Origin of the sequence: Vibrio sp. 10N.222.55.C7 (assembly GCF_041473335.1) — a bacterium.
GTDB classification, from domain to species: domain Bacteria; phylum Pseudomonadota; class Gammaproteobacteria; order Enterobacterales; family Vibrionaceae; genus Vibrio; species Vibrio crassostreae_C.
Window position 1 is genome coordinate 36324 of sequence record NZ_JBFRSC010000018.1, and the last position, 23951, is coordinate 60274.

Here is a 23951-nt window from a genome sequence, read left to right on the forward strand (position 1 = left end):
CGACGATTTACGTGTGGTATTTAAGCGATTAGATACCTTTACACACTAACTGAAACGCAGGTTAGATAGTCGAATAGAACAACAGAATTATCACTATAACTATAAGCGATGGAAGTTTTGCCCCACTATAGGTGGGGCTTTTTTATGTGTCTAAAAAATCCCCAATGTCGATGTGATTTTGGGCAGAGAATCCCATTTTTGTCGTCCTTCTCATGCTTGTGATAATGTTAAAGGTGAAACTGCGACCCGCTTAACATCTCATTTTCACTTACATTGATTGCATATCAAGCCTTCTGTATTTTTGCTTTATTCTTAATCGCCAATGGAAGGAAGCTGTGCCTGTTAAAGCCTTTGCAAAACAAATATCTGCGACACGCGACCATCGTCTGTTGGCTGAGTCTCTTTTTGACTATCTGGTTAAGGTACTTACTCCAAAAGGGATAGGAATATTTGCTGAACCGACGCCGGAGAGCGACGCATTACCGCTTTTTTCTTATGGCGACCTAACCTCATTGGCGAGCTACCCCTCTACATTTTGGCCGTGGGTCTCACAGTTTGATACCGCAGACGGGGTTTTGCCAATGGCTATCAACACCTGCAAGTGGGAACACATGAAAGTGCTTGGTGGGGAGTCGTTTATCATGATGCTCGACAACGCACCTGCCTCCAGAACTTATTTAATTGTTCAAAATTGCAATGCTGAGAAGGTTAATCAAACCTTTGACCAAGATCTTGATGTGTTACAGCTCGCGGCTGCCCGTTGGCAATGTATTCGTGCCGAAAAGAACGCGGCGCTAGAAATCAAACACAGAGACACACGTGAAGCTCAATACTTAGATGAGATAAAGTTACGTGAGCTGTTTGTAGAGAACATGAAGCTGGTTCATCAGGTCGCGCTTGAGCTTTCTAACCCTGAGTCACTCGATGCTTTGTATAAAGCATCGGTTGAGGCTGTGCGAGACAGGTTAGGGTTTGATCGTGCGATCTTCATGTTGCTTGATATGAAAAAGCGTTGTTTCAGCGGAACTTATGGCACTGACGAAGCGTGTAAAACCAACAGTGAACACCACACTCAATACGATTTGCACCAACTTGAAGCGGAATACATTGAAGCGCTGTCTGATAACCATACTAATCTAGTCATCATCGATAATGCGCCCCTGTATACAGAAGGTAAGGTGGTCGGGCAGGGGTGGAATGGCATGCTTATCTTGCGTGAAGGCGACAAACCTGTCGGCTGGATCGCCATGGATAACTACATTCATCGCTCACCGATTACTAACTATCAAAAGCAGATGCTTGAGTCTTTTGGCTCTTTGCTTTCTCAAATCTATATTCGCAAGCGCCAAGAGCAGAACATACGTATGTTGCACTCGAGTATGGTTGAGCTGTCTCGATGCGATAGCGTCAGTGAAGTCTGTAAGTCCGCGGTTAGTTTTGCGATTCAACATCTAGGTATCGATCGACTGGCTGTTTTCCTAACAGACAAAAAGTGCAGTTACATGCAAGGTACTTGGGGCACTGACATCAAAGGCGATATTGTCGATGAGTCCTATTATCGCTCTGAGCTGGTGGAACGTGACATTGTAGCCGCAGCTCGTGCTTGCCCTAATCAAGTTGCCTTTGAAGAATCAGTTCCTATCTATCACGATTTCAATATTGTGGGAGTCGGTTGGACGGCAATGACCATGCTCACCACCAATACGGGTGAGCCGATTGCGTTTATCGCTGCTGATAACCTATTAACTCGCAGTCCTTTAACCTCACAGCTTCGTGAGGTAATACGTATCTTTGCTTCGAGCCTTGCTGAGGTGCTGCAAAGAACCATGGCTCAAGAAGAACTGAAAAAGCTCAATGAAACATTGGAGCAAGAAGTCAGTAAGCGTACCCAAGAGCTAGAGTTGGCGAATGAGCAATTGGATATCATTTCTAAGCTAGATCCTCTTACGCGCCTTGGAAACCGCCGTATGTTGTCGCAGGTTCTAGAAGACTTGAACGGTGACGATCAAGGTGCCTTTGCCTTACAGAACGAAATTACATTTGGCTTGATTCTTGTCGACCTCGACCACTTTGGTTTGTACAACAGTGTCTATGGTCATACTGAAGGGGATGCGGCTCTGAGGACGGTAGGTGAGATACTGAATGCCCATGTTCACAATGATAAAGAAACCTTCTGCCGGATTGGCGGAGAGGAGTTTATGTTGTTGATGATTGGCACGAATCACTCAGAGACAAAGCAACGTGCAGAGTCGATTAGAAAATGCATTGAAGAGGCAAAAATCCTGCATTGTGAAAGTAGTACCAGCCCATATTTAACGGCATCCGTTGGCTATGCCTCGATAACGTCTGACCAGCATCAGTTCGATTTTGATTTGTTGTATGGCAAGGCAGATAAAGCCTTGTATCAAGCCAAAGACTCGGGGCGAAATCGAATTGTTTCTGCCTTAAAACGTAAAAAAGTCACAGCCTCTCTTTCTTAAAATAAAGGCCGTTGATCTCAAGATGATCAACGGCCTTTGTGTTTTACTGTTCTTGATGAACAGCGTCGACTAAAGATTTTCTAGCGAACTATTATGCTTTTTACTCGCAACTCTCTTGGGCTTCTTCACCGTTTTGATTGCCAGCTCAGGGCTCCATGTTTGGGTTGGTGAACCGGCTTCACCATAAAGGCTTTGGTTTAGCTTGGTGAGTTCGGCTTCAACGGTTTGTAACGTCTCATCACTTAGATCTGTATTTTCAGATTTCCATTGCTCAAATAAGGTTCTGGTCATCACGCCATCTTTCGTTCTTAGAGCTTCAATAAGCGCTTCCGCGGTATCTGATTGACGTTCAACAGTGTGTGTTGGTTTTGTCGTTACACCGCGGCGTGACCAGAAGTAGAATGCCAATGCTGAGCTGATTAGCCACAAAGCTGCAAATAGGGCGGTGAGATAAGGCCAGATCCCTGGGCTATCCACAGTAACAACCGTCGGGCTTACTTGTTGGGCGGGCGTAGCAGTAACTGGTGGAGTGCTTGACGCTGCGCGATCACTTGCTTTTACCGCTAACTCTAGCCCCTGCGCTTTGCTGGTTTGTTCTGATTGCAAATCGGTGTTAAACCAAGCTTGAGACACATCAGGAAGCAAGATATTTCCAGCCTCTTTCGGAATCAAGACTTGCTTGTAAACAACGACAGCATCACCTGACTGAGTTGTGCCAAATCGCGGCTTCTCTTCATAAACACGTACCGAATTAGGGTAGGTGATATTCAGTTTTGGCAGTTGGTGTTGCGTTAAGTTGCTAGCCGTCATGGTGATGGTACGAGTTAACGAGTCACCCGCTTCCATTTCAATGGTTGGGTTGTCGCCTTCTAAACCATTACTATTTCCCAGTTGATTGCCTTGGCTATCGGACCATTGTTGAATCAGTTTGAAGTTTGATGTTGGTAACCACTCACCCTTGTAGCCTTTTGGCACATCCTTTACGGTGACATCTAAGGTTTCAACGGGTGTGTCGAGTTGGAACAGACGCGTTGTACTGGAGTTGTTGGTTGAGTAAACAACGGCTCCATTCAGCTTCGGTCCATTCAGCTTAAACTGTCCGGCCTTTTGTGAAGAGATACGGAAAGACTGTTGAACTACCGTCACCTCTTGTCCATTGAGAACATCTTGAAATTGCTTCGATTCACCAATAGGTTCCACATCTAAGCCCGGCGAGCTCGGTGGCGCTATTTTAGGATCTTGCAGCCTTCTTGGGTCAGCTTTGATGATGAGTTTTACATCAAGCTCAGCCACTTCTTCTGGGTACAGCGAGTTCTTGCTGAGATTAAGCTGGAACTCTGCCATATCATGTTGAGTTGGAGCGGCTTTGTTAATTGCAACATTGATGGTGATAGGCTTGGTTTTTGCCCCTTCAATATCAAAACTCGGGATTTGCAACTTACCCAAACGCAGTGGAGCAAGGCTGATGTTCCATTCACTTGACACCGAACGGCTGCCATTGACGATTCGCATCGAAGACCCAAAGTTTGGTGTGCCAACATAGAAATCCTGCTGGAGCGCTGTTAGATCTAGAGCATCAGAGGAGACCTTTTCATCGGTTGCAACTCTAAGAAGGAACACTTCATCTTTGGTGACACTGTTATGTGAAACGCTCGCCACGGCGTTTGCAGCCAATACTGAGAAGGACGAGAAAGCTCCCAACAACAATGTTAGGAGTACGGATAAAAATGGCTTGTTTAAAAATCGCATGGTTACCACTTTTTGTTCTGGTTGTTAGGAGCACTTTTTTGTCGTGCTTGTAAAATCATTTGCGCTTTAAGCAGTTGGCTCGGGTCACGGGCGCTTTCTACTTGCTCAAGTTTTCGCATGTCAGGGTCGCTCGACAGAGGTTGATCTGAGGTTTGTGCTACAGCTTGCTGACTACTTTGCTCACCATCTTCTTTTGAAGCTTGTTGTGCGCTAGCACTTTGAGGTGTAGCGCCTTCTTGGTCACTCTGTTTCGGCTGATCACTGTTACTTTGTTGCGTGGCTTGCTTGTCGTCTTGTTTAGACTTTTCAGAGTCAGAGTGATTTTCAGGTTGGCCTTGAGATGAGTTTTGGTCTTGGCTACCGCGTTGATCTTGGTTACTGCTTTGATCTTGCGACTTGCCACTGGAGCTTTGTTGTTGATCCTGAGAGCTTTGCGAAGAATCATTTTGCTGACCTTGCTGACCTTGCTGACCTTGCTGACCTTGCTGACCTTGCTGACCTTGCTGATTTTGGTCATTCTGGTCTTTGGAGTCAGAATCGCCTTGCTGTTGCTGTTGCTGTTGCTGTTGCTGTTGCTGTTGCTTCTGAGCCTGTTCGACAATCTCTAGGTTCTTCTTCGCATAAGCATGTTCAGGGTTGCTTTCAAGAATACGTTGATACTCTTGGATCGCTTGGTCGTACTTACCTTGTTGGGCTTGAGCGTTAGCAAGGTTGTAGCGAGCATCTTCACTAGAAAGCTCTTGCAGCGTCTGCTCTGCGGCTTCGAAATCACCGGCTTTGTATTGAGCAATGCCTTTCCACTCTTGTTGGGTGAACTGTTCAGCAGCTTGTTGGAAGTCCTCGTCCTGATACAGCTGATAGCCTACTTGATCATTGGTTTTCCACGGGTTCGCAAACGCAGTATTTGGTTGGCTAAAAGAGATAACTCCAGCTAAGGCACACCAAATAACCCCTTTCTTGAATAATCCAAGTGCCGGAAGTAATAGCAAAGGCAGTAACCAGAAACCGTTGTTCACTCTGGTGTTGAGTGAGTTCTTGGTCTTGGTTACTTCCGATGTTGTTGCAACGCGGTCGAGGTAGCTCGCGATGTGTTCAACATCTGAGTTATCAAATTGAACTTCAGTGAACGTGCCACCATAGCTGCGTGTAAGCTCGCGCATGTTCTTCAAGTTGGTTCTTGCCACCACGGTTTGTCCTGAGTCGCTTTGCAGCATCGACCCCGTAGGTAACGAGATTGGCGCACCGTTTTCACTCCCTACAGCTAGAATCGACAATGTCCAATCGTTGCCAGAGAGTAGGGCGTCGATCTGCTTCTTCTCTTGGTCATCGATGTCATCAGCAATCAATACCAAATCACCTTGGTAGATCTTCGCGCGAGTCATCATATCAATCGCAAGCTTAACAGCTGATGCGGCATCACCACCTTGATAAGGCATGATATCTGGCGATAGGTTAGGCACTAGGTTTTTGATGGTGTTGATGTCTGACGTTAGCGGGCTAATGGTGTAAGCATCCCCAGCATACGCCACCATGCCTGTTAGCCCTTCCTTCCATAATGAAAGCAGATCAAGAGCCTTGTATCGCGCTTGAGTTAAGCGATTCGGCTTAATATCGGTGGCATACATTGACATCGACATGTCCATGATCACAACTCGTGCCTGCGTTTTTTCAAAGCTTGGTTGTTCGTTTTTCTCGAAGCTTGGCCCAGCTAACGCAATAACGCCGACCAGCCACCAAATACCGAAGTAAGTACTGCGATTTTTCGATGGCTTACTCGATTCTGGCGCCAAGTAACGGGCGATGTGTGACGCGAGTAATCCTTGTTTGGACTGTGTCTTGCTCAGCCACCAAATAGCGGGCAGCACGGCAAGCGCCAAGAACCAATATGGGTAGATAAAAGTAAAGTTAGACATTGTTTCTCCTAATGGCTAACAGCATAAATGCGAAGAACATTGCCGCCGACAGTGGCCATACAAACCACTCTTGTTGCGGTCGCCAGATCTTAGTGGCGTTCGTCACGGGCTCTAACTGGTTAATGGTGTCGTAAATCGTCGCTAACTCTTTGCTGTCACGCGCTCGGAAGTACTGACCGCCGGTGCGTTTGGCAATTTCTATTAGTGTACGTTCATCCAAGTCTTGAGCAGTATTGACTTTGCGCGTCATGAAGAACTCTTTGACCATCATCTCGCCTGCACCGACACCCACGGTGTAAATCGTTGCGTCGTATTTCTTTGCAATATCCGCCGCTTCTAATGGGTCTAATACCCCGGCGGTATTACTGCCGTCGCTGAGTAGAATCATTACACGTTGGGGCGCATCGCTATCGACAAAGGTTTTGGTGGCAAGACCAATACCATCACCAATCGCTGTTTGAGTACCAATCAGCTTTAACACCGCTTGATTGAGCTGTTGTGAAAGCGTATCTCTATCTAGCGTAAGCGGGGTCTGCAAGTAGGCGTGATCAGCAAATAACACCAGTCCAACTCGGTCGCCTTTTCGTCGCTCAATAAAGTCACTCAATACGCGTTTCACCGCCGACAAGCGGTCGATGTATTCGCCATTGAACTGCATGTCTTCTTGGCTCATCGAATAGGAGAGGTCGACAACTAACATTAAATCACGATGCTTCGGCTGAAACTCCACCGGTTCGCCATACCATACAGGGCGTGCGCTCGCCGTAACCAGCAGAAGCCAGATAATCACGGACAACGCCTTTGGTAAGCGACTGCTCGGTGTTTTGGTATTGCTGTCTTCTGGCAGAAATGGAAGCCTTAGGGCATTGCTCGATTCTGACTTTGGTGAGAACAAGTAAACGAGCAACGGCAGTGGCGCGATGAAGAACATCCACCACCAAACGAACTCGATGTTTAGCAAGTCCCTGCTTAGAAACATAGTGCTTAGAAAATCACTCATAACGACCTCGCTTTGGAGGAAGTGCTTTGCGAAGCCAAGTTTCGCAATCATTAACCAATTGCTGTTGAGCCTTTTTCTGTTCGTCGTTCATTAGGGCTACATCTTGATAGAGCGCTTGTTGCCACTGGGATTGTTTTGCTACAAATAACGGCTTCGCCAATTGCGCATCTAAGAACTTCAACCAATCATCACCAGACAAACCTGCAATTTTTTCACGAGGGAAATAGCTCAGTGCTGCTTGACGAAGGATGCGTTGTGCTTTGCTCGGAGACAAGCCATCTTGGGACTGACTATTACTAAAGTAAGACAGCGCTTCTTGTTTCGCCTGTTGATTGTTTTTTCTACGTTTTAGAATGAAAAACACCAAGGCAATCAGGAAAATGGCTGTGATAATGACTGCCCACCAACCCCACGCCAAAGGCCACCAAGTCGGGGCGTCTGGCGCAATCACCGGACTTAAATCTAAGGGCTGTTTCATGACTGAGCTCCTGATATCTGGCTCATGAGTGGCTGCGCACTCGACACCGAGCTATAAGGTATCGCGAGAGATAACCCCATCTGTTGCAGCTGCTGTTTCTTAAGCGAAAAAGCATGGTTAAGCTTTTGCTTTTCTTTATTAGAAGAGAAATTAAACCATTGAGTTTTGCTGCCATCGGTGACCTGTTTAGAGCCTTTATAGGTGGTTTCACCTTGCTCTAGCGGGTCGTAGAAATGCACAAGACGTACTCTGTTGTGTCGGCGAATTTGACTGATAAGTGAGTAGTCACTTTCTTGGTAACGCACAAAGTCACTGAGCATAATAATATCGCTTCCTTTAGGGCAAAGCTGGTGCAGAGATTTCAGTCCATGCTCTAAGGTCGTGTCATTATGATTGTCGTGATTAGTCAGTGCCGTATTATTGATTTCTATGACTTTTTGCAAAATACGCAGTGGAGCATGGTTGCTTGCACTTGGCTTAATCTCAATGACCTCTTTGCCAGTATCGATCACCGCGCCAATTCGATCTTTTTGAGCCACAGTAAGCCAGCACAGTTGGCTAGCAAAGTGTGCAAGTTGAACCGATTTCAGCAACAAGGTTGAGCCGAAAATCATGCTGCTTGATAAATCTAAATACAAGATGACAGGTTGTTCTCTCTCTTCAGAGAACAGCTTAGTATGCGCTTTGCCTGTTCTTGCGGTTACTCGCCAGTCAATGCTGCGTATGTCATCACCCGCTTGATATTGACGAACTTCAGAGAAATTCATCCCGCGACCTTTACGGATGCTCTCGTGTTGGCCGTTAAGCTGTGACCAAAGGCTCTTGGCGGGAGGCAACCAGCGAACAGACTGCGCTTTGTATTGCAGCAGCTCATCCAGATTTAACGTGACGCCGTCACTATGGTTGGGTAGTTGATTATTCATGCGCGTATCCCTATGCGCTGCCAACCAATGAAATAAGGTGTGCGATCACTTGGTTTGCGGTGACACCTTCAGCTTGTGCGTGGTAGCTGCGCAGTAGACGGTGGCGTAACACAGGGAATGCCATCGCTTGAACGTCTTGTGGCGTGACGTAATCTCGTCCTGCAAGCCAAGCGTGAGCGCGGGCACAACGGTCTAACGCAATGGTTGCACGCGGGCTGACACCCATGTCTAACCATTGATCAAGTTGGTCACTGTATTGCTTAGGTTGGCGAGTCGCCATAACCAGTCTGATGATGTACTGCTCAATGGTGTCTGCCATGTGAATGTTGAGCACTTCTTGGCGCGCTTCAAAGATCGTTTGCTGAGATATCTGTTGTGGCTGAGCTGATTCGTTACCTTGAGCCTCACCACGGTTGAGTCGTAAGATCTCAAGCTCGCTTTCCATATCTGGGTATTCAACCTCTAGGTGAAGCAAGAATCGGTCTAACTGAGCTTCCGGTAGCGGGTAAGTCCCTTCTTGTTCAATTGGGTTCTGTGTTGCCATTACCAAGAACAACTCAGGCAGCGCATAGGTTTTTCGACCGGCAGTTACTTGTTTCTCTGCCATTGCTTCCAGCATTGCCGCTTGAACTTTCGCCGGAGCTCGGTTGATCTCATCCGCTAGAATCAGCGAGTTGAAAATCGGGCCTGATTGGAAAGTGAACTCCCCAGTCTCAGGGCGAAAAATGTCGGTACCCGTCAAATCAGCAGGTAACAGATCGGGAGTGAATTGAATGCGGTGGAAGTGACCCTCAACACAATCAGCCAATGATTTTACTGCGCGAGTTTTTGCTAAGCCGGGAGGTCCTTCAACGAGGATATGACCATCCGCTAAAAGGGCGATCATCAGTTGCTTAACGAGCTCTTTTTGACCAATGATTTGAGACTCTAGATAGTTTTGAAGGACTTCGAAATTTGTTTTGTGCATTTTGGACTCTCTGGGTATCCATTTGATTTTTATTTTGAGTATTGGTCACTGATTTCGAGGAAAAAGTTCCAGTACATTTGCGTAATTTATTTTTTCAAAATTGGAAATATTTACAAGTGGTTAGCTAAAAAAATCGTTAGGTTGTGATTATTACTATATCAATTGGTTTTTATATACAAAAGCTCGGCGGTGGGGAGTGGTTTGAGTTCGGTTGGGTCTCAGGGGGTGAGAACTAAAATTGACTCTCGACAATGCGGTATTTGCTTAGTTAATTCATGCTCAAGGTGAATATTTCTAATTGTTACATCATATTTGCAGTTTTTTGAGAAGAAAGTCTCTAGTTTTATTGGTTGTGGCCGATACATCACTCAGATTGTGCATTGCTTGTTGGAGTGCACTAAAAAAGTCCTGTTCAGGGTATACCAATAACGAGCGATTCTTTTTAAAGGTCCAAATATGTTTAAAATTAACTCTCTGAGTATCAAGCAAAAAGTTGTACTTGGAATTACCTTTGCGGTTCTTGCATCGACAGTGATTGTCGGCGCAATGGCACAACAACAAGCAAGAGATGTATTAAGTCATCGATTGATCGATATTGAACTTCCAGGAATGCTAGAGCGAATCAATGGTGAAATTGACCGAGAAGTCTCTCAGCTATTACTAGCGGCGGAGCAAATTGCTTCAAATGAATTTATTTCTGATGCTATCGAATCGACCGATCGCGATCCCGCACTAGAAAATAAACTGGTGAAACAGCTGAACAATGTTCGTAACCAGTATCAGTTGAACGATGCCTCAGTGGCGAACCGTCAAACTGCTTACTACTGGAACCAAAATGGCTTCCTACGTCAGTTAAACCAACAGCAAGATGGTTGGTTCTTTGGCTTTACGCAATCTGGACAGCCGACCATGGTGAGCATGTTCCAAGAAGCCAATGGCGAAGTGAAGATGTTTGCTAACTACCAACAGCCTTCTGGTTTGGCTATGTCTGGTCTATCAAAGTCGATGGATGACATGGTTAACCTGCTGAACGGTTTCAAGATTGAAAATACTGGTTTTGTCTTCTTAACCGATAGCCAAGGTGATGTTCAAATTCATCGCGAGCGTTCTCGCAGTGACTCTTCACTTCAACAACTTTACGGTCCTCAAGCAAGCCAACTACTGAACAAGTCGGGCTTCAACCTGATTACTACAGAAAGCCAAGGCCAAGAGCTGTTCGTGGCGAGCTTGTATGTGTCTTCAATGGACTGGTTCGTTATTGGTGTGGTACCAACCGGTGAAGTGTTTGCTGAGCTTGATGCGACTGCGCAGAAGATGCTGATCATGACTGCGGTTGTGGCGTTAGTCTTTATCCTAATGGGCGTAGTTCTGGCGAACAGCATTACTCAACCGATCAAGCTTTTGGCTAAGCGTTTCGGCGACTTAGGTGAAGGCGACGGTGACCTTGCACAGCGTATCGAAGTGAAAGGCAACGATGAAATTGCACAGCTTTCAAAAGGCTTCAACGGATTCATTGAAAAGATTCACGAGTCGATGAAAGAGGTGTGTTCGACAAGCCAAGCGCTTCAAGTGGCGGCAGAGAGTGTTTCTAACAAAGCCCACATCACCCACGACAACAGCCAAGAACAGCGCGACCAAACGCTTCAAGTGGTGGCTGCCATTAACCAAATGGGTATGACCATCAGCGAGATTGCATCGAACGCGGCAACCGCAGCAGAAACGGCAACTCAAGCTTCAGGCAATACGGAAGTAGGCCGCTCTGTGGTGAACAAAGCAAAAGACGCGATCAGTCGTTTGGCGCAAGATATTGAAAGCACAGGTCAGGTAGTAGAGCAACTGGCTTCTACAACTCAAGACATCGGCTCTATTCTGGGTGTTATCCGTGATATTTCAGAGCAAACTAACTTACTCGCATTAAACGCTGCAATTGAAGCCGCCCGTGCTGGTGAGCAAGGTCGTGGTTTTGCGGTTGTAGCGGATGAAGTACGTAACCTAGCAAGCCGTACCGCAGATTCAACGGAAGAGATTCAAAAGATGATCAACCAACTGCAAAGCGATGCTAAAGATGCGGTAACGGCAATGAGTGCGGGTAAGGTGATTACCCTTGAAGGTGTATCGGCTTCGGATGAAGCGGTAGACGTGCTGAGTGGTATTTCAGACCGTATCGTTGATATCACAGACCGTAACACTCAAGTGGCAACGGCAACGGAAGAGCAATCAACCGTAGTTCACACCATCAACCAGAACATTGAAGAGATTAACGCAATCAACGAAGTGACAACGGGCACGGCTGAGCAACTTGCTGAAGCGAGCCAAGAGCTTCGTGATCTATCGTCTCGTCTAGATAAGATGGTTGGTTCATTTAAGCTTTAATCCCTTTAAGCTGTAGCATGGCTTACAAAGATACATAAACTAAGAGCTGGATTCATTTAATCGTGAATTCAGCTCTTTTTATTTACGTGCTTGTTTTCTTCTAACTGACGTTCGCTTGATCTGGTTTCGGGCTTTGCACTCAATCGCCCTAGCATCATAGGGCGTAAATGAGTAAAATCTCGTTAGGTTTAATATTTAGGTAAGTATCATGAGCGATTTTGAAAAAGAACTAGAGCAGATGACTCAAGAGATGGGCGATGAGCCTGAGGTGAAACTGCCATCACTTGAAGAGCAAAAAGCAATTGTTGCTGAGTTCAAGCGACTAGAGGCGGAAGGCAAACTGACTCCTGAAGTGTTAGAGAAGCATTTTGGCCAGTTCAACAAACAGAATGATACGCCAATTCACTAAGTTGATTTAGACAGGTTTCATGTCTGAAAGAAGTGATATTAGCGGTTGGGTTCATAGCCTAACTAACAGATAAAGGTCTAGCGCTTGCTAGACCTTTTTTATTGCTGCTAGCGAAAGACCGAGTGGCTGACTCATGAACTATTCAATGTAAGTGAAACTCGTATCCAACACATAAAAATATCCAGCACATAAAAAAATCCCCCTTACTGAGTAAGAGGGATTCGATATGGGCAAGTTATATCCTAAAAGGCTAAGCGATTAGTCTGTGCCGTATTCTTTGTACAAACGACGACATGCGCGGCCATCGCTGTGGAACAGGTGACAACGGTGCGCTGGAATACCAATCGCCAACTTGTCACCTGATTCGATTTTCAACGTGTCTGGCTGACGATAGATAACATCAGCATCGGCACTTTCAAGGTTTAGGTAAACCTGAGTTTCGTTACCTAGTTTCTCTACCATCATCACGTCAGCTTCAATCGTCGCGTCACCTGATTCAGCAGACATCAAGTGTTCAGGGCGAATACCCAGAGACATACGATCACCAGCATTAACCGTCGTCCCGTCAACAGGGATCCAGAAAGTCATGCCATTAGAAAGTTGTACCAATACGCGTTCTGCTTCAGCTTGTTCAATGTGTACCGACATGAAGTTCATCTTCGGTGAGCCAATAAAGCCAGCAACGAAACGGTTTTGAGGGTAGTGGTAAAGGTCAAGCGGCTTACCGACTTGAGATACATAACCACCATCCAGAACAACGATCTTATCCGCCATTGTCATCGCTTCCACTTGGTCGTGGGTAACGTAGATCATGGTACAACCCAGTTGACGCTGTAGCTTGGTGATTTGCGAACGCATTTGAACACGTAGCGCGGCATCTAGGTTTGATAAAGGCTCATCAAGTAGGAATACGTTTGGTTGAGAAACCAGAGTACGACCAATCGCAACACGTTGACGTTGACCACCAGAAAGCGCTTTAGGTTGGCGCTCAAGAAGGTGACCAAGCTGAAGGATTTCTGCAGCATGTTCAACGCGTTTGTCGATCTCAGCTTTATTTGCGTTTGCTAGCTTAAGACCGAAAGACATGTTGTCGTATAGGTTAAGGTGAGGGTAAAGCGCATAAGACTGGAATACCATACCTACGCCACGCTTTGACGGTTCAACGTCATTCATGCGTTGGTCGCCAATGTACAAATCACCAGACGTAATGTCTTCTAGACCTGCGATACAACGTAATAGCGTCGATTTACCACAACCTGATGGTCCAACGAATACTACGAATTCACCTTCGTTGATGTCTAAGGTTACGTCCTTAGAAATCTGTACATCACCATATGATTTATAAACGTTTTTTAACGTGACACTCGCCATCTAGCTTGTCCTCGATCGATCAAATTTTAAGTTTTACTGCTTATCATTATAAGAAATTTTTGGGTCAGCAGTAACTGTAGGAATTGGTAAGTATTGAGTGAGTAAGAAAAAAGTGGGTGAGACTTGGCTTCTTTAACCAAGCCCACCCGTCATAGCCAAACTGATGCCCATTTCCCCCACATCCAGCTAAACCTCCCCCGTGATTCAATCACAGATTTAGCTCGATGCTAATATAAGACACCAGCGGGCAGTGAAGCCAACTAAATGAATAATGCGTCAACGCATAACACTTGCCGGTAAAGGGTTCTTACTATCCACTCTTGGATGAATGCAGTTTCGGTGAATTGGCGTAAGGGTACATCCTCCTAATGGAAAATTAACTAGGGGGAGTAGGAGGGGAGGAGTAGATAAATGGGGTTATTAATAATTGGCGATCCAGTTCAAATAAATCCACCGCGTAACGGTGATGTTGATCACGATGAGTATACGTTTTGTGATTGCAGTCTCTAATCTGACCGGATGGCGATCACGAATTTAAGCCATAATAGCTAGGGCGTAGTGGCTAGGATGATGAGCTAGGGTCTGTTTTCTCAGATCATAACCTCCGAAAACTGGCTCGTCTTGGTAGATGTGCCCTACGTATAAATATAAAAAGGATATTCACATGAAAAACGCTCTAAGCGCTGTAGCTCTAGGTACAATAGTTGCTCTGGGTTCTTTTGGTGCAAATGCTGCTATCGAAGAAGGACAACTAACAATCTGGGTAGGTGGTGACAAAGCTTATGAAGGCATGGCTGAAGTAGGTAAACGCTTCGAAGAAGATACTGGTGTTAAAGTAACCGTCGCTTTCCCTGACAAGCTAGAAGAGAAATTCCCTCAAGTAGCAGCAGCTGGCGATGGCCCAGACATGATCTTCTACGCACATGACCGTTTTGGCGGCTATGCAGAAGCGGGACTTCTTGTTGATATCAAACCTTCTAAAGAAACTAAAGAAGGTATCGTAGACTTCGCATGGGACGCTGTTTCATACGAGGGTAAAACAATCGCATACCCTGTTGCTGTTGAGTCAGTTTCGCTAATTTACAACAAAGCGCTTGTTCCTAACCCACCTAAGTCTTGGGAAGAAATCCCAGCACTTGATGCTGAACTTAAAAAAGACGGCAAGAAAGCAATCATGTGGCCTCTACGTGGCGGCGCTTACTTCACATGGCCTTTACTTGCAGCTGACGGCGGTTACGCATTCAAACAGACTGCAGAAGGTTACGACATTAAAGATGCGGGCGTAGCGACTGACGGTGTTCAGAAGTCTCTAGGTTTCATCGAGAAGATGGTACAAGACAAAGTTATCTCTGCAGACATGGATTACTCAGTAGCTGAGTCTGAATTCGTTGCAGGTAACGTTGCAATGACAATCAACGGCCCTTGGGGTTGGGAAAACATCAAGAAAGCTGGCGTAGATTACGGCGTAACAACTTTACCTAAGTTCAACGGTAAAGCGTCTAAACCTTTCGTTGGTGTATGGGCAGGTGGTATCAGCACTGCGTCTCCAAACCGCGACCTAGCTGTTGAGTTCATGGAAAACTACCTACTAACAGATGAAGGTATGAAGAGCCTGAACGACGACAAGCCACTAGGCGCTGTTGCTCTTAACTCTTTCCAACGTCAACTAGACAGCGATACTCGTATTGCAGCAACAATGGACAACGCGATGAACGGTGAAATCATGCCTAACATCCCTCAGTTCACAACATTCTGGTACAGCATGGAAGAAGCGATCGGCAACGTAGTTGACGGCCGTCAATCAGTAGACCAAGCACTAAAAGCTGCTGAAGGTCGTATGGTTAAGTAACACCCAGGCACTACCTTTTAAGGAGAGGGTAACCTCTCCTTACTTTTCTATTTTTTATCTATATCGCTAGCAGGTTCCTCTATGCAGTCAGTTCAAGGTACAGATGCTATCCCAGCACCATCAAGCCTTCCAGGCAGTAAAAGCGTCTTCATTAAATGGGGGTTGCTTGGTAGCGTTGGCTTAATAAACGGCTACGCTACAATTCTAATGTATTCTCGCGGTGAGCTCGCTTTTGCGCTGCTTACAGTGATCTTAACGGCTTTGGCACTTTACATTTTTGGTAGTAAAAAAACTTACGCCCACCGTTATATTTACCCAGGTATTGCCGGAATGATCTTGTTCATTCTTTTCCCATTGGCATACACCGTAGGGCTTGCGTTTACTAACTACAGCGCGAAAAACCAACTTTCTCTAGAGCGTACTCAAACCGTTCTTTTAGACCGTTCTTTCCAAAGCGGTGAGAGCTACCCATTTACTTTGTACAAGACAGATGACGGTCACCAGATCGTTGTAAAAGATGGCGATCAACTGTTAGCGACTGACGTATTTTCTCTAGACAATATGACAGAAACAGAGATGGACCTATCTGTTATTGAGTCTGCGCAAGGTGAAAAAGAGAAGATCAAAGCGATCATTCAAAACCGAGCAGCAATCAGTGGTGTTGATTTCAATCTACCTGACGGTGGTGACATCCGCATGAGTGGCTTACGTAAGTTTGCTTCTGTTGCTCCGCTTTACACGCTACAAGACGATGAAGAAACGTTAATCAACAATGAAACGGGTGAAGTTCTCAAGCCAAATATGGATGTGGGTTTCTACCAGCCTGTTGATGCAAATGGTGAGTTTACGGGTAATACCATCTCTCCAGGTTTCGTGGTTAGCATTGGTACGCATAACTTTGAGCGTGTATGGAAAGATGACGGCATTAAAGAACCGTTTATCAGCATCTTTATTTGGACGGTTATCTTCTCGGTATGTACCGTAGCGTTCACGCTAGTTATCGGCCTTGTATTGGCTAACATCGTGCAATGGGAAGAGTTGAAAGGTCGTTCTATTTATCGTGTTCTACTGATTCTGCCTTACGCCGTACCCGCGTTTATCTCGATTCTTATCTTTAAGGGTCTATTCAACCAAAGCTTTGGTGAGATCAACATGGTGCTCGAGAATATCTTCGGCTTAAGCCCGAACTGGTTCTCAGACCCTATCTTAGCGAAAACCATGGTGTTGATGGTTAACACATGGCTAGGTTTCCCTTACATGATGATTCTATGTATGGGTCTGCTTAAAGCGATTCCTGATGATTTATACGAAGCGTCAGCAATCGATGGTGCGAACTTCCTTGATAACTTCAAGCGCATTACGTTCCCATTGATGATTAAACCGCTTACACCGCTATTGATTGCAGCGTTTGCCTTTAACTTCAACAACTTCGTAATGATTCAACTATTGACGAACGGTGGCCCGAACATGATTGGTACTTCTGAGCCAGCGGGTTACACAGACTTACTTGTAAGCTACACGTACCGAATTGCATTCGAAGGCGGCGGCGGTCAAGACTTCGGTCTAGCAAGTGCTATCGCAACGCTTATCTTCCTATTGGTTGGTGCACTAGCGTTACTAAACCTTCGTTTCACTAAACTGTCTCAAGATTAAGGAGCACGACAATGGCTATGGTACAAGGTAAAGGCCTTAAATACCGAGTGTGGGCAACGCATGCAGTGTTGTGGTGCTTCTTGGCAATGATTATCTTCCCACTACTGATGATCATCGCGATCTCGTTCCGTGAAGGTAACTTCGCAACCGGTAGTTTGATTCCAGATAACCCATCATTGGAACACTGGAAGTTAGCATTGGGTATGTCAGTAACGAACGCAGATGGCTCGGTAACGTCACCTCCGTTCCCTGTGCTAACTTGGTTATGGAACTCAGTGAAGGTTGCAGGTATCACATCGATTCTGATTGTGACACTGTCTACGACATCGGCTTACGCGTTTGCTCGTATGCGCTTTAAAGGTAAGAACACAATCCTGAAAGCGATGATGATTTTCCAAATGTTCCCAGCAGTATTGGCTCTAGTAGCAATCTACGCGCTGTTTGACAAACTTGGTCAATACATTCCGTTCTTAGGCTTGAACACACACGGTGGTCTAATCTTCTCTTACCTAGGTGGTATTGCACTGCACGTATGGACGATTAAGGGTTACTTTGAGACGATTGATAACTCTCTGGAAGAGGCAGCAGCCCTTGATGGTGCAACGCCTTGGCAAGCATTCAGACTGGTTCTACTACCGCTGTCTGTGCCAATCCTAGCGGTTGTGTTTATCTTATCTTTCATCGCGACAGTGGGTGAGGTGCCAGTAGCGTCTATCCTACTTACAGATGTGAACTCTTACACGCTAGCAGTAGGTATGCAGCAGTACCTATACCCTCAGAACTACCTATGGGGTGACTTTGCGGCAGCGGCTGTACTATCAGCACTTCCGATTACTATCGTGTTCTTACTTGCTCAACGTTGGTTAGTTGGTGGTTTGACGGCAGGTGGTGTAAAAGGATAAGCTGTACTCTATAAGAAAGAAAAAGAGCGACCGTTAGGTCGCTCTATATTGGCATTTTTATTACATCATTTGGTTTGGCCGCCGATCAGTAATAAAAATAACCCTCAGGTTACGCATAGCTGGCTACTAATCAGGTTCCTTACGCTATTAATGATTAGTGGTTTTTGTAACTCTAACCCAGGTATTTACTTGGGTTTTTTTATGCCTGCTACTTTTTGTTTTTTGTGTCAGCGTTACTCGTTAACTATCGCGCTCATATCTACTTTAAAACCCAAAGTTTCGAGTTACTTCTCTCCTAAATACCGACCACTTCATTTTGGTTACTTGTAGAAATGAACTAGTCTCACAAATCAGACACTCAGTATAAGTGGCTGTTGTACTATTGATATGTTGTGAATATTCCAATGCGTGATACTTCAATGATTTGTATGCAACAAAACCTGAAATTGCACTGAAAATGTATGGGTAAGCGAGAGGTAGTTACAGAATATTCAAGTGACATTCATGAGGGTTATGGAAGTAGGTTTATTTATGCTTCTGGTTTTTGGTGGGACTTAGAAGTTAGAACTCTTTACTAGAAGGAGCACAACCTAAGTGTTGCAATAGCACATAGATGCTTTCTTGATCGAGTGCCACGCGACGAAATAGATCGGCAAATGTCGGATCTCCACCGAAACACGTTTGGATATAGTGGTTGATTTCATTGCTGTCGTAGCCTTCGACGTACAAAGTTCTAACCCATTGGTACTCAACAGCCTTTAAATTGTTCAGTGTAGACTCGCTAAGAGTGGGGCGTATGACGCTCAAGAGTGGCTCCAAGAAATTCAAATGCATCTATTATGATTGGCGGTATTTAATCAGAGCAAAATGACGACTTTATTACAGTCAAAATAAATCAGTGAACAAGTGCCGATTCATTTCAACCTTTGGCTGGGTATCACGCTCTTATCGTCTGTATTGGGTGTGCAGCGGATTTGGCTGTGTAGAGCACGAAGGTATCAAATAGATCAATGCCAAGCAGGCGCTTGGCATTGTAATAAGGTTTTGTAGGGGGAGGGCAGCTGGTGGACCTTACTTAAGGTACTTCACGTGAGCTTCCATCTCTTCACCAATCTGTTTTCGCATGTTCATTAGGCGAATAGCCGAATCTCGTAATTCGATGTCTTCTGGCGTCTCTGGTATCCACTCTGGCACTTTAGTCGGATTACCATTCTCATCGACAGCGACCATAATAACGATACAGTGAGTTGTTAGGCGGTTATTGAGCTCTTTAGGGTCGCTTGCTTGCACGTCGATAGCGATATGCATTGAAGATGAACCTGTGTAAATGACCTTTGCACTTACTTCCACAAGGTTGCCTACATGAATTGGGGCAACGAATCGAATTCCGCCTGCATAGGCTGTTATACAGTATTTACCGCTCCAACCTGCGGAACAAGCGTAGGCTGCTAAATCGATCCACTTCATTGCTGCACCACCATGAACTTTACCACCAAAGTTCACATCCCCGGGTTCAGCTAAAAAACGCAGAGTAACGTCTCGTTTACCATTTTGTCGGCTATTGCTACTGCTCATCTATCTTCCTTCATTATTATTTTGCTGCGTAACATGCTTATTACTTGCTAGTAACAATATACTTAAGATGACATAAGTTAAAGCGGATAATCTCATGGTTAAGACTATTTTTTTCAAACAGATGATCAGTTGATGAATATTGGTGCTTAAAGGCGTATCAGGCGAATGGCAAACATGGATGAAGTGATATCAAGCAAGAGAATAGAAATACTGATTAAGTCACTAGATAGGTCGATTGCAAAAAAAACACCTAGCGTAATGCTAGGTGTTTCTAAGCCGTGTGGTACTCATGTCGGTACTTTTTTGTGTTAGCCAACCAACCGCTGTTGATTTGGTTTAGTTAAAGTGGCTGTATCTCAGATACCACTAAAGTGGTAGTGATTATTGTTTTCTTATCAGCTCACTTTTACTGTTTTAAAAAGTATAGATCCTTCGCGTAGATATTTCCTTTCGGATTATTGTTTGGGAAGCCTTTTAGTGTATTTCGCACTAATCGTGTGTGATTGTAATGATATAAAGGTATAACTGCTGAGGAATAGTTTAGTAACGACTCATCGTGCTGATATAAAGTAAAGCGTTTAGACTAATCTTCCGTTTTACTCGCTTGCTGTAAGGGCTCATCATAGTATGGATTACAGTGGCCACTCTCATTTGCTGTGTGAAACGTGAGTTTGAATTTTTACCCTAATGTGAGCGTTGGGTAATGCGTTTAGCTTTGTTGAGGGAGAGGAGCCTCAAGCCTTGGTTTTCTTCTGATTTGAGCAAGGATGACACCTGAAATCACCATCACACCACCAATGATGTGGAACTGGTTAATCTCTTCGCCAAGCCATGTCGCGGCTAATACGATCGCTACAACCGGAAGCAAGTTCATGAACATCGCGCTTGAGTCAGCACCAATGGTGTCAATCGCTTTCACCCACATCCAAGGCGCTAAAATCGAAGCGGCAACCGCTGCGTAAGCTATCAATGGGAGCGCTTGTTGCGGTGGTAAAAGTTGTTCGCTGGTAAGCCAAAGTGGCGTAAGCATCGCGACAGCAAACAGACCCTGAATGTATATCACCACCCAGCTACTGATTGGCATTTTCCAGCGTTTCAGTAGTACACAGTAAGAAGCATAAACAAAGGCTGCAATTAGCATATAGCCATCGCCTTGAGTCAATTCTTGATGCATGAAGAATAACGGATCGCCTTTGCCTAACATCAGGGCTAAGCCTGATAGTGACAACACACCGCCAACAATACTCAAACTAGAAATCGACTTGTGCAGCAAAGGGACGCTTAAAAATACACTGACCAATGGAACCAAAGAAGTGATTAATGCCATGTTAGAGGCGGTTGTGGTTAAGCCTGCGTAGTAACCTAGAGATTGGTTCAACACCATGCCCAAAAAGCCGAGGAACGCTAATTTAGATAAGTTTGGCTTAATGACAGCCCACTGCTTCATCACTGGGCGAATACAGAAAGGCGTGAGAATTAACATCGCAAAAAACCAGCGGTAAAAACTCATTGCGCTAGGTTCTATGGTGCTTGCAGCAAGCTTGTTGACGATTGCATTGGCGCCCCAGATACAGACTGTAAAAAATGGTAATAGGTAATGCATGTGAATTCCGTGGCGAATGAGTTGGTGCGGCTAGTTTGACAGGTCGTTATACTTACAAGTATCTTTAGAAAGACATTAAGCGCGATAGGAAGACAAGTTTGAAAAAACACTCCAGAAACCTTCATCCATCCTTATTAATTGATAAGGCACCATCCAACGTATTTATGAATTTTGAAGCGTTTCTTTCGAACACTGAAACCCGAGTTCATAGCCACTCATGGGGACAGGTTCAATTGATCAGTGGTGGTATATTAGAGATGGAAGCGGAAAGCACTCGATTTCTAGCGCCACCACATCTAGCGATTTGGGTACCGGCCGGGGTGATGCATTGCAGTTATAACCGTAAGCCTTTGGACTACTGTTCACTAAATATCGCCCCAGAACTCACGCAACACCTGCCAGATAAAACCAGCCTTATAAAGATCACGCCGATTGTGTCTTCTATTATCGATGATTTTCGCGATCGTGGGATCAATGTTGCGGAAACCGAGCAAGACCAAAGGCTCGTTCAGGTACTGCTTGACCAACTTGCGCAGCGTGAGGTTGAACACCACTTCTTGCCTTCAACCGATAATAAGTATCTAGCGCCTATATTGGCTTCTGTTGAAGAGAACCCAACCGATGAAGTGACGCTGAAAGATTGGGCTGAACGTGTCCACACCACGGAAAGAACCCTTTCTCGCCACTGCCAGACCGAGCTTGGAATGAGCTTTACCGAGTGGCGACTGCGAGTGCGCTACCTATACTCAATGGACTTGTTGAGAAACGGCCAATCGGTTAAAGAGGTCGCTCTTACATTGGGTTATAACCAAGCAAGCCCATTTATCACCATGTTCAAACGTTACGCGAACCAAACGCCAGAGCAGTATAAGAACCGTTTGTTGTAGCTCGGTCTTGTTGCCAAAAGAACGGATGTTTGCGCTAGTTAGTGCGTAGATAGACCACAAGTGAATAGATAGACCATAAGTGAATACGTGCAGTATGAGCTTATGGAATCGCCCCTAACAGCCCATATATTTCGCTCTGTTGTTCGGTGACATCCTCATAGTGTTGGTTAAATAGAGCACTGTTGCTGCCCACTTTGAACAGTATGTACGTTTCTCCGTCGACCTCGAACCAATTGAAGGTTCCATGCTGGTTATACGTGGTCATTGTTTTGTTTATCTTCATGAGATATACATTAGCAGCGCAAGACATGCAGACGTACATAAGCCAAAGAAAGAAAAGAAAAACCACGAGCCTAATACTGTTTTTTCTTTTCCTACCTCTTCATTACTTTGCTGCCAACCAAGTTCACGAACCTGATCCTTGGTAAGGTTTAAGTCTAGTTTCTCGATGTATCTGTTGAGTTCGTCATTGTGCACTGAGCTAAGCATGTTCTATCTCCTCTAACCATTTGATTGGTATTTTAGGGGAGCCCAGTGTTTGGTTAAATTAGATATTTTTCAACAGGCGTTAAGGTAAATAGAACATATGGAATAACAAAAAACCTCCGTGGTGGAGGTTTTGGTTGAAAGTGTTTTAGTTGATGGTTATCGCGATGTATTTGTTGTTAGATTCCACCTGTATTAATACACAATCTAATACCCAGTCAACTCCATATAGCCAGACCCAGAATGAGAACCTTTGATTTCAATTGGCCCTTCCCAATAAGGAACCGACAGCGGCATTTTGGCATTTGGATTGAGTGCCGAGACGGTCAGTTCTATTTGCTGGCTTGGAATCGAAACTTGCCACTCTGTTGGGTAGTCACGCCCGTCGATTTTAGTTTGCTTGATGGCGGTTAAGCTGATGTCTTGCTGCTTAATCGCGATGCCGGAGCCATCTTGATTCATCAACCTCGCATGAGAATAGCTGGCTTTGCCTGTAGTTGAGTTTCGAAGTTGAAATACCACCAAGCTGGTTTCATCACTCAGCCTTAGCGCAAACCAATCCCAACCTTGTTGCGAGTCGAGTAAAAACTGCGAGCTCCATTCTCTGTCTATCCAACCTTTGCCGGAAACTTGATGGGTGACGCCATCAATAGTTACCTCGCCCGATACATTGATGAATGGTTGGCTGTAGTAATAGGAAGCCACTTTGCCATCGCTACTTTTAGTGCTGTAGCCTTGTTCGCCTTGCTTTTGATATGGCGCGTTGTTGGTTAACTTAAGCGAATATCCAAATTGACCCGAGTTAGCGACCAATGTAGCTGGGAACAGGTCATCGGTCGTCGACGTCCATTGCCAATCATCGAGGTAAACACGAAACGGCGAATCGCTTACACCCGCCAGTTCAGCTTGGTCACGTGACCATTTTTCATCGGCATAGTGTTTATTTTTAGTGGTGACAGCGCTGTGCGCCATGTAAATCTGCTGACTTTGCCACGTAGTTTCCTTGGTGCTATTGCCACTTTCATGTGGTGCAGCCGCAAAGCGGAACTGTGTCCATTGCACACCTAACACATTGTCTTCTTCATCAATTAAGTTTGCGGTTAAATACCACCATTCATGACGAAAATCTGGATGTGCTTGATGGTCGGCAGGGAAGGCGATGTCGATACCTTTAACTACCGGTGTGAATTGATCAGTCTCTTTTTGTGTTTCATCGTCGGTTTGTTTTCCAGTGCCAAGTATTGAGCCCATATTTTGAGCTGATGGTTGAGTGGATTCATCGCACCCTAAAAGGAGCAAGATGCCAAGTGTGAGAACGAAAACTCTCATTGTT

At 45.2% G+C, this 23951-nt stretch carries 20 protein-coding genes and 1 pseudogene; 7 read left to right on the forward strand and 14 right to left on the reverse strand.

The annotated features are described in order from the left end of the window. Positions 1–335: 335 nt before the first annotated feature. Positions 336–2480 carry a GGDEF domain-containing protein gene (locus AB4482_RS06095; RefSeq protein ID WP_372180678.1) on the forward strand — a complete coding sequence of 715 codons (2145 nt, stop codon included), beginning with the start codon at positions 336–338 and terminating at the stop codon, positions 2478–2480. 69 nt (positions 2481–2549) lie between these two features. On the opposite strand, the gene AB4482_RS06100 is transcribed toward AB4482_RS06095, so the two are convergent. From AB4482_RS06100 to AB4482_RS06125, 6 genes are read right to left on the reverse strand one after another with little or no spacing between them, the layout of a single operon-like run. Then, a complete protein-coding gene (locus AB4482_RS06100; protein ID WP_372180679.1) occupies positions 2550–4229 on the reverse strand; it encodes a BatD family protein in 1680 nt (559 codons plus the stop codon). Positions 4230–4231: 2 nt separating this feature from the next. Next, positions 4232–6142 (reverse strand): VWA domain-containing protein, encoded by a 1911-nt coding sequence (locus AB4482_RS06105; RefSeq protein ID WP_372180681.1) that lies wholly within the window; start codon positions 6140–6142, stop codon positions 4232–4234. After that, positions 6135–7142: a VWA domain-containing protein gene (locus AB4482_RS06110; protein WP_017065686.1), complete on the reverse strand. Its 1008-nt coding sequence runs from the start codon at positions 7140–7142 to the stop codon at positions 6135–6137. Before AB4482_RS06110 ends, AB4482_RS06105 begins: the two co-directional genes overlap by 8 nt. Further along, positions 7135–7620, reverse strand: a complete 486-nt coding sequence (locus AB4482_RS06115) for a DUF4381 domain-containing protein (RefSeq protein ID WP_102428541.1) — start codon at positions 7618–7620, stop codon at positions 7135–7137. The genes AB4482_RS06110 and AB4482_RS06115 overlap by 8 nt, the downstream gene beginning before the upstream one ends. Further along, positions 7617–8543 carry a DUF58 domain-containing protein gene (locus AB4482_RS06120; protein WP_372180683.1) on the reverse strand — a complete coding sequence of 309 codons (927 nt, stop codon included), beginning with the start codon at positions 8541–8543 and terminating at the stop codon, positions 7617–7619. Before AB4482_RS06120 ends, AB4482_RS06115 begins: the two co-directional genes overlap by 4 nt. 10 nt (positions 8544–8553) lie before the next feature. After that, entirely contained in the window at positions 8554–9510 is a 957-nt protein-coding gene (locus AB4482_RS06125) for a MoxR family ATPase (protein ID WP_017064262.1), read from the reverse strand. A 456-nt stretch (positions 9511–9966) separates the two neighbouring features. Here AB4482_RS06125 and AB4482_RS06130 point away from each other — a divergent pair, with 456 nt between their 5' ends. After that, positions 9967–11883, forward strand: coding sequence for a methyl-accepting chemotaxis protein (locus AB4482_RS06130; RefSeq protein WP_372180685.1), 1917 nt, complete (start codon positions 9967–9969; stop codon positions 11881–11883). Positions 11884–12091: 208 nt separating this feature from the next. Further along, positions 12092–12292: a hypothetical protein gene (locus AB4482_RS06135; RefSeq protein ID WP_010431457.1), complete on the forward strand. Its 201-nt coding sequence runs from the start codon at positions 12092–12094 to the stop codon at positions 12290–12292. 258 nt (positions 12293–12550) lie between these two features. Here AB4482_RS06135 and malK read toward each other — a convergent pair whose 3' ends face one another. Next, the gene (gene malK, locus AB4482_RS06140) at positions 12551–13663 is read right to left on the reverse strand and encodes a maltose/maltodextrin ABC transporter ATP-binding protein MalK (RefSeq protein ID WP_017060047.1); all 1113 of its coding nucleotides are present in this window, start codon (positions 13661–13663) and stop codon (positions 12551–12553) included. Positions 13664–14327: 664 nt separating this feature from the next. Between malK and malE the strand changes: the two genes are divergently transcribed. The 3 genes from malE to malG all read left to right on the forward strand — a co-directional run bounded on the left by malE (position 14328) and on the right by malG (position 18067). Further along, the gene (malE, locus tag AB4482_RS06145) at positions 14328–15512 is read left to right on the forward strand and encodes a maltose/maltodextrin ABC transporter substrate-binding protein MalE (RefSeq protein WP_017060048.1); all 1185 of its coding nucleotides are present in this window, start codon (positions 14328–14330) and stop codon (positions 15510–15512) included. Positions 15513–15593: 81 nt separating this feature from the next. Then, the gene (gene malF, locus AB4482_RS06150) at positions 15594–17165 is read left to right on the forward strand and encodes a maltose ABC transporter permease MalF (protein WP_017060049.1); all 1572 of its coding nucleotides are present in this window, start codon (positions 15594–15596) and stop codon (positions 17163–17165) included. Between the two features lie 11 nt (positions 17166–17176). Further along, positions 17177–18067: a maltose ABC transporter permease MalG gene (malG, locus tag AB4482_RS06155; RefSeq protein WP_017060050.1), complete on the forward strand. Its 891-nt coding sequence runs from the start codon at positions 17177–17179 to the stop codon at positions 18065–18067. Between the two features lie 561 nt (positions 18068–18628). On the opposite strand, the gene AB4482_RS06160 is transcribed toward malG, so the two are convergent. The 4 genes and pseudogenes from AB4482_RS06160 to AB4482_RS06175 form a co-directional block, all read right to left on the reverse strand. Then, on the reverse strand, positions 18629–18901 hold the full coding sequence (locus tag AB4482_RS06160) for a hypothetical protein (protein WP_019822928.1): 273 nt from the start codon (positions 18899–18901) through the stop codon (positions 18629–18631). A 237-nt stretch (positions 18902–19138) separates the two neighbouring features. Then, entirely contained in the window at positions 19139–19642 is a 504-nt protein-coding gene (locus AB4482_RS06165) for an acyl-CoA thioesterase (RefSeq protein ID WP_017064263.1), read from the reverse strand. A 406-nt stretch (positions 19643–20048) separates the two neighbouring features. After that, positions 20049–20303, reverse strand: a pseudogene (locus AB4482_RS06170) (peptide ABC transporter substrate-binding protein); the annotation flags it as partial. A gap of 48 nt (positions 20304–20351) precedes the next feature. Next, a complete protein-coding gene (locus tag AB4482_RS06175; RefSeq protein WP_017065645.1) occupies positions 20352–21245 on the reverse strand; it encodes a DMT family transporter in 894 nt (297 codons plus the stop codon). Between the two features lie 98 nt (positions 21246–21343). Between AB4482_RS06175 and AB4482_RS06180 the strand changes: the two genes are divergently transcribed. Next, positions 21344–22132 carry a helix-turn-helix domain-containing protein gene (locus AB4482_RS06180; protein WP_029235520.1) on the forward strand — a complete coding sequence of 263 codons (789 nt, stop codon included), beginning with the start codon at positions 21344–21346 and terminating at the stop codon, positions 22130–22132. A gap of 100 nt (positions 22133–22232) precedes the next feature. Here AB4482_RS06180 and AB4482_RS06185 read toward each other — a convergent pair whose 3' ends face one another. The 3 genes from AB4482_RS06185 to AB4482_RS06195 form a co-directional block, all read right to left on the reverse strand. After that, complete coding sequence (locus AB4482_RS06185) at positions 22233–22415, reverse strand: hypothetical protein (protein WP_372180686.1); 183 nt, start codon at positions 22413–22415, stop codon at positions 22233–22235. Then, the gene (locus tag AB4482_RS06190; RefSeq protein WP_048609786.1) at positions 22412–22621 is read right to left on the reverse strand and encodes a hypothetical protein; all 210 of its coding nucleotides are present in this window, start codon (positions 22619–22621) and stop codon (positions 22412–22414) included. The genes AB4482_RS06185 and AB4482_RS06190 overlap by 4 nt, the downstream gene beginning before the upstream one ends. A gap of 204 nt (positions 22622–22825) precedes the next feature. Then, the gene (locus AB4482_RS06195; RefSeq protein ID WP_371721032.1) at positions 22826–23947 is read right to left on the reverse strand and encodes a lipocalin-like domain-containing protein; all 1122 of its coding nucleotides are present in this window, start codon (positions 23945–23947) and stop codon (positions 22826–22828) included. Positions 23948–23951 lie beyond the last annotated feature (4 nt).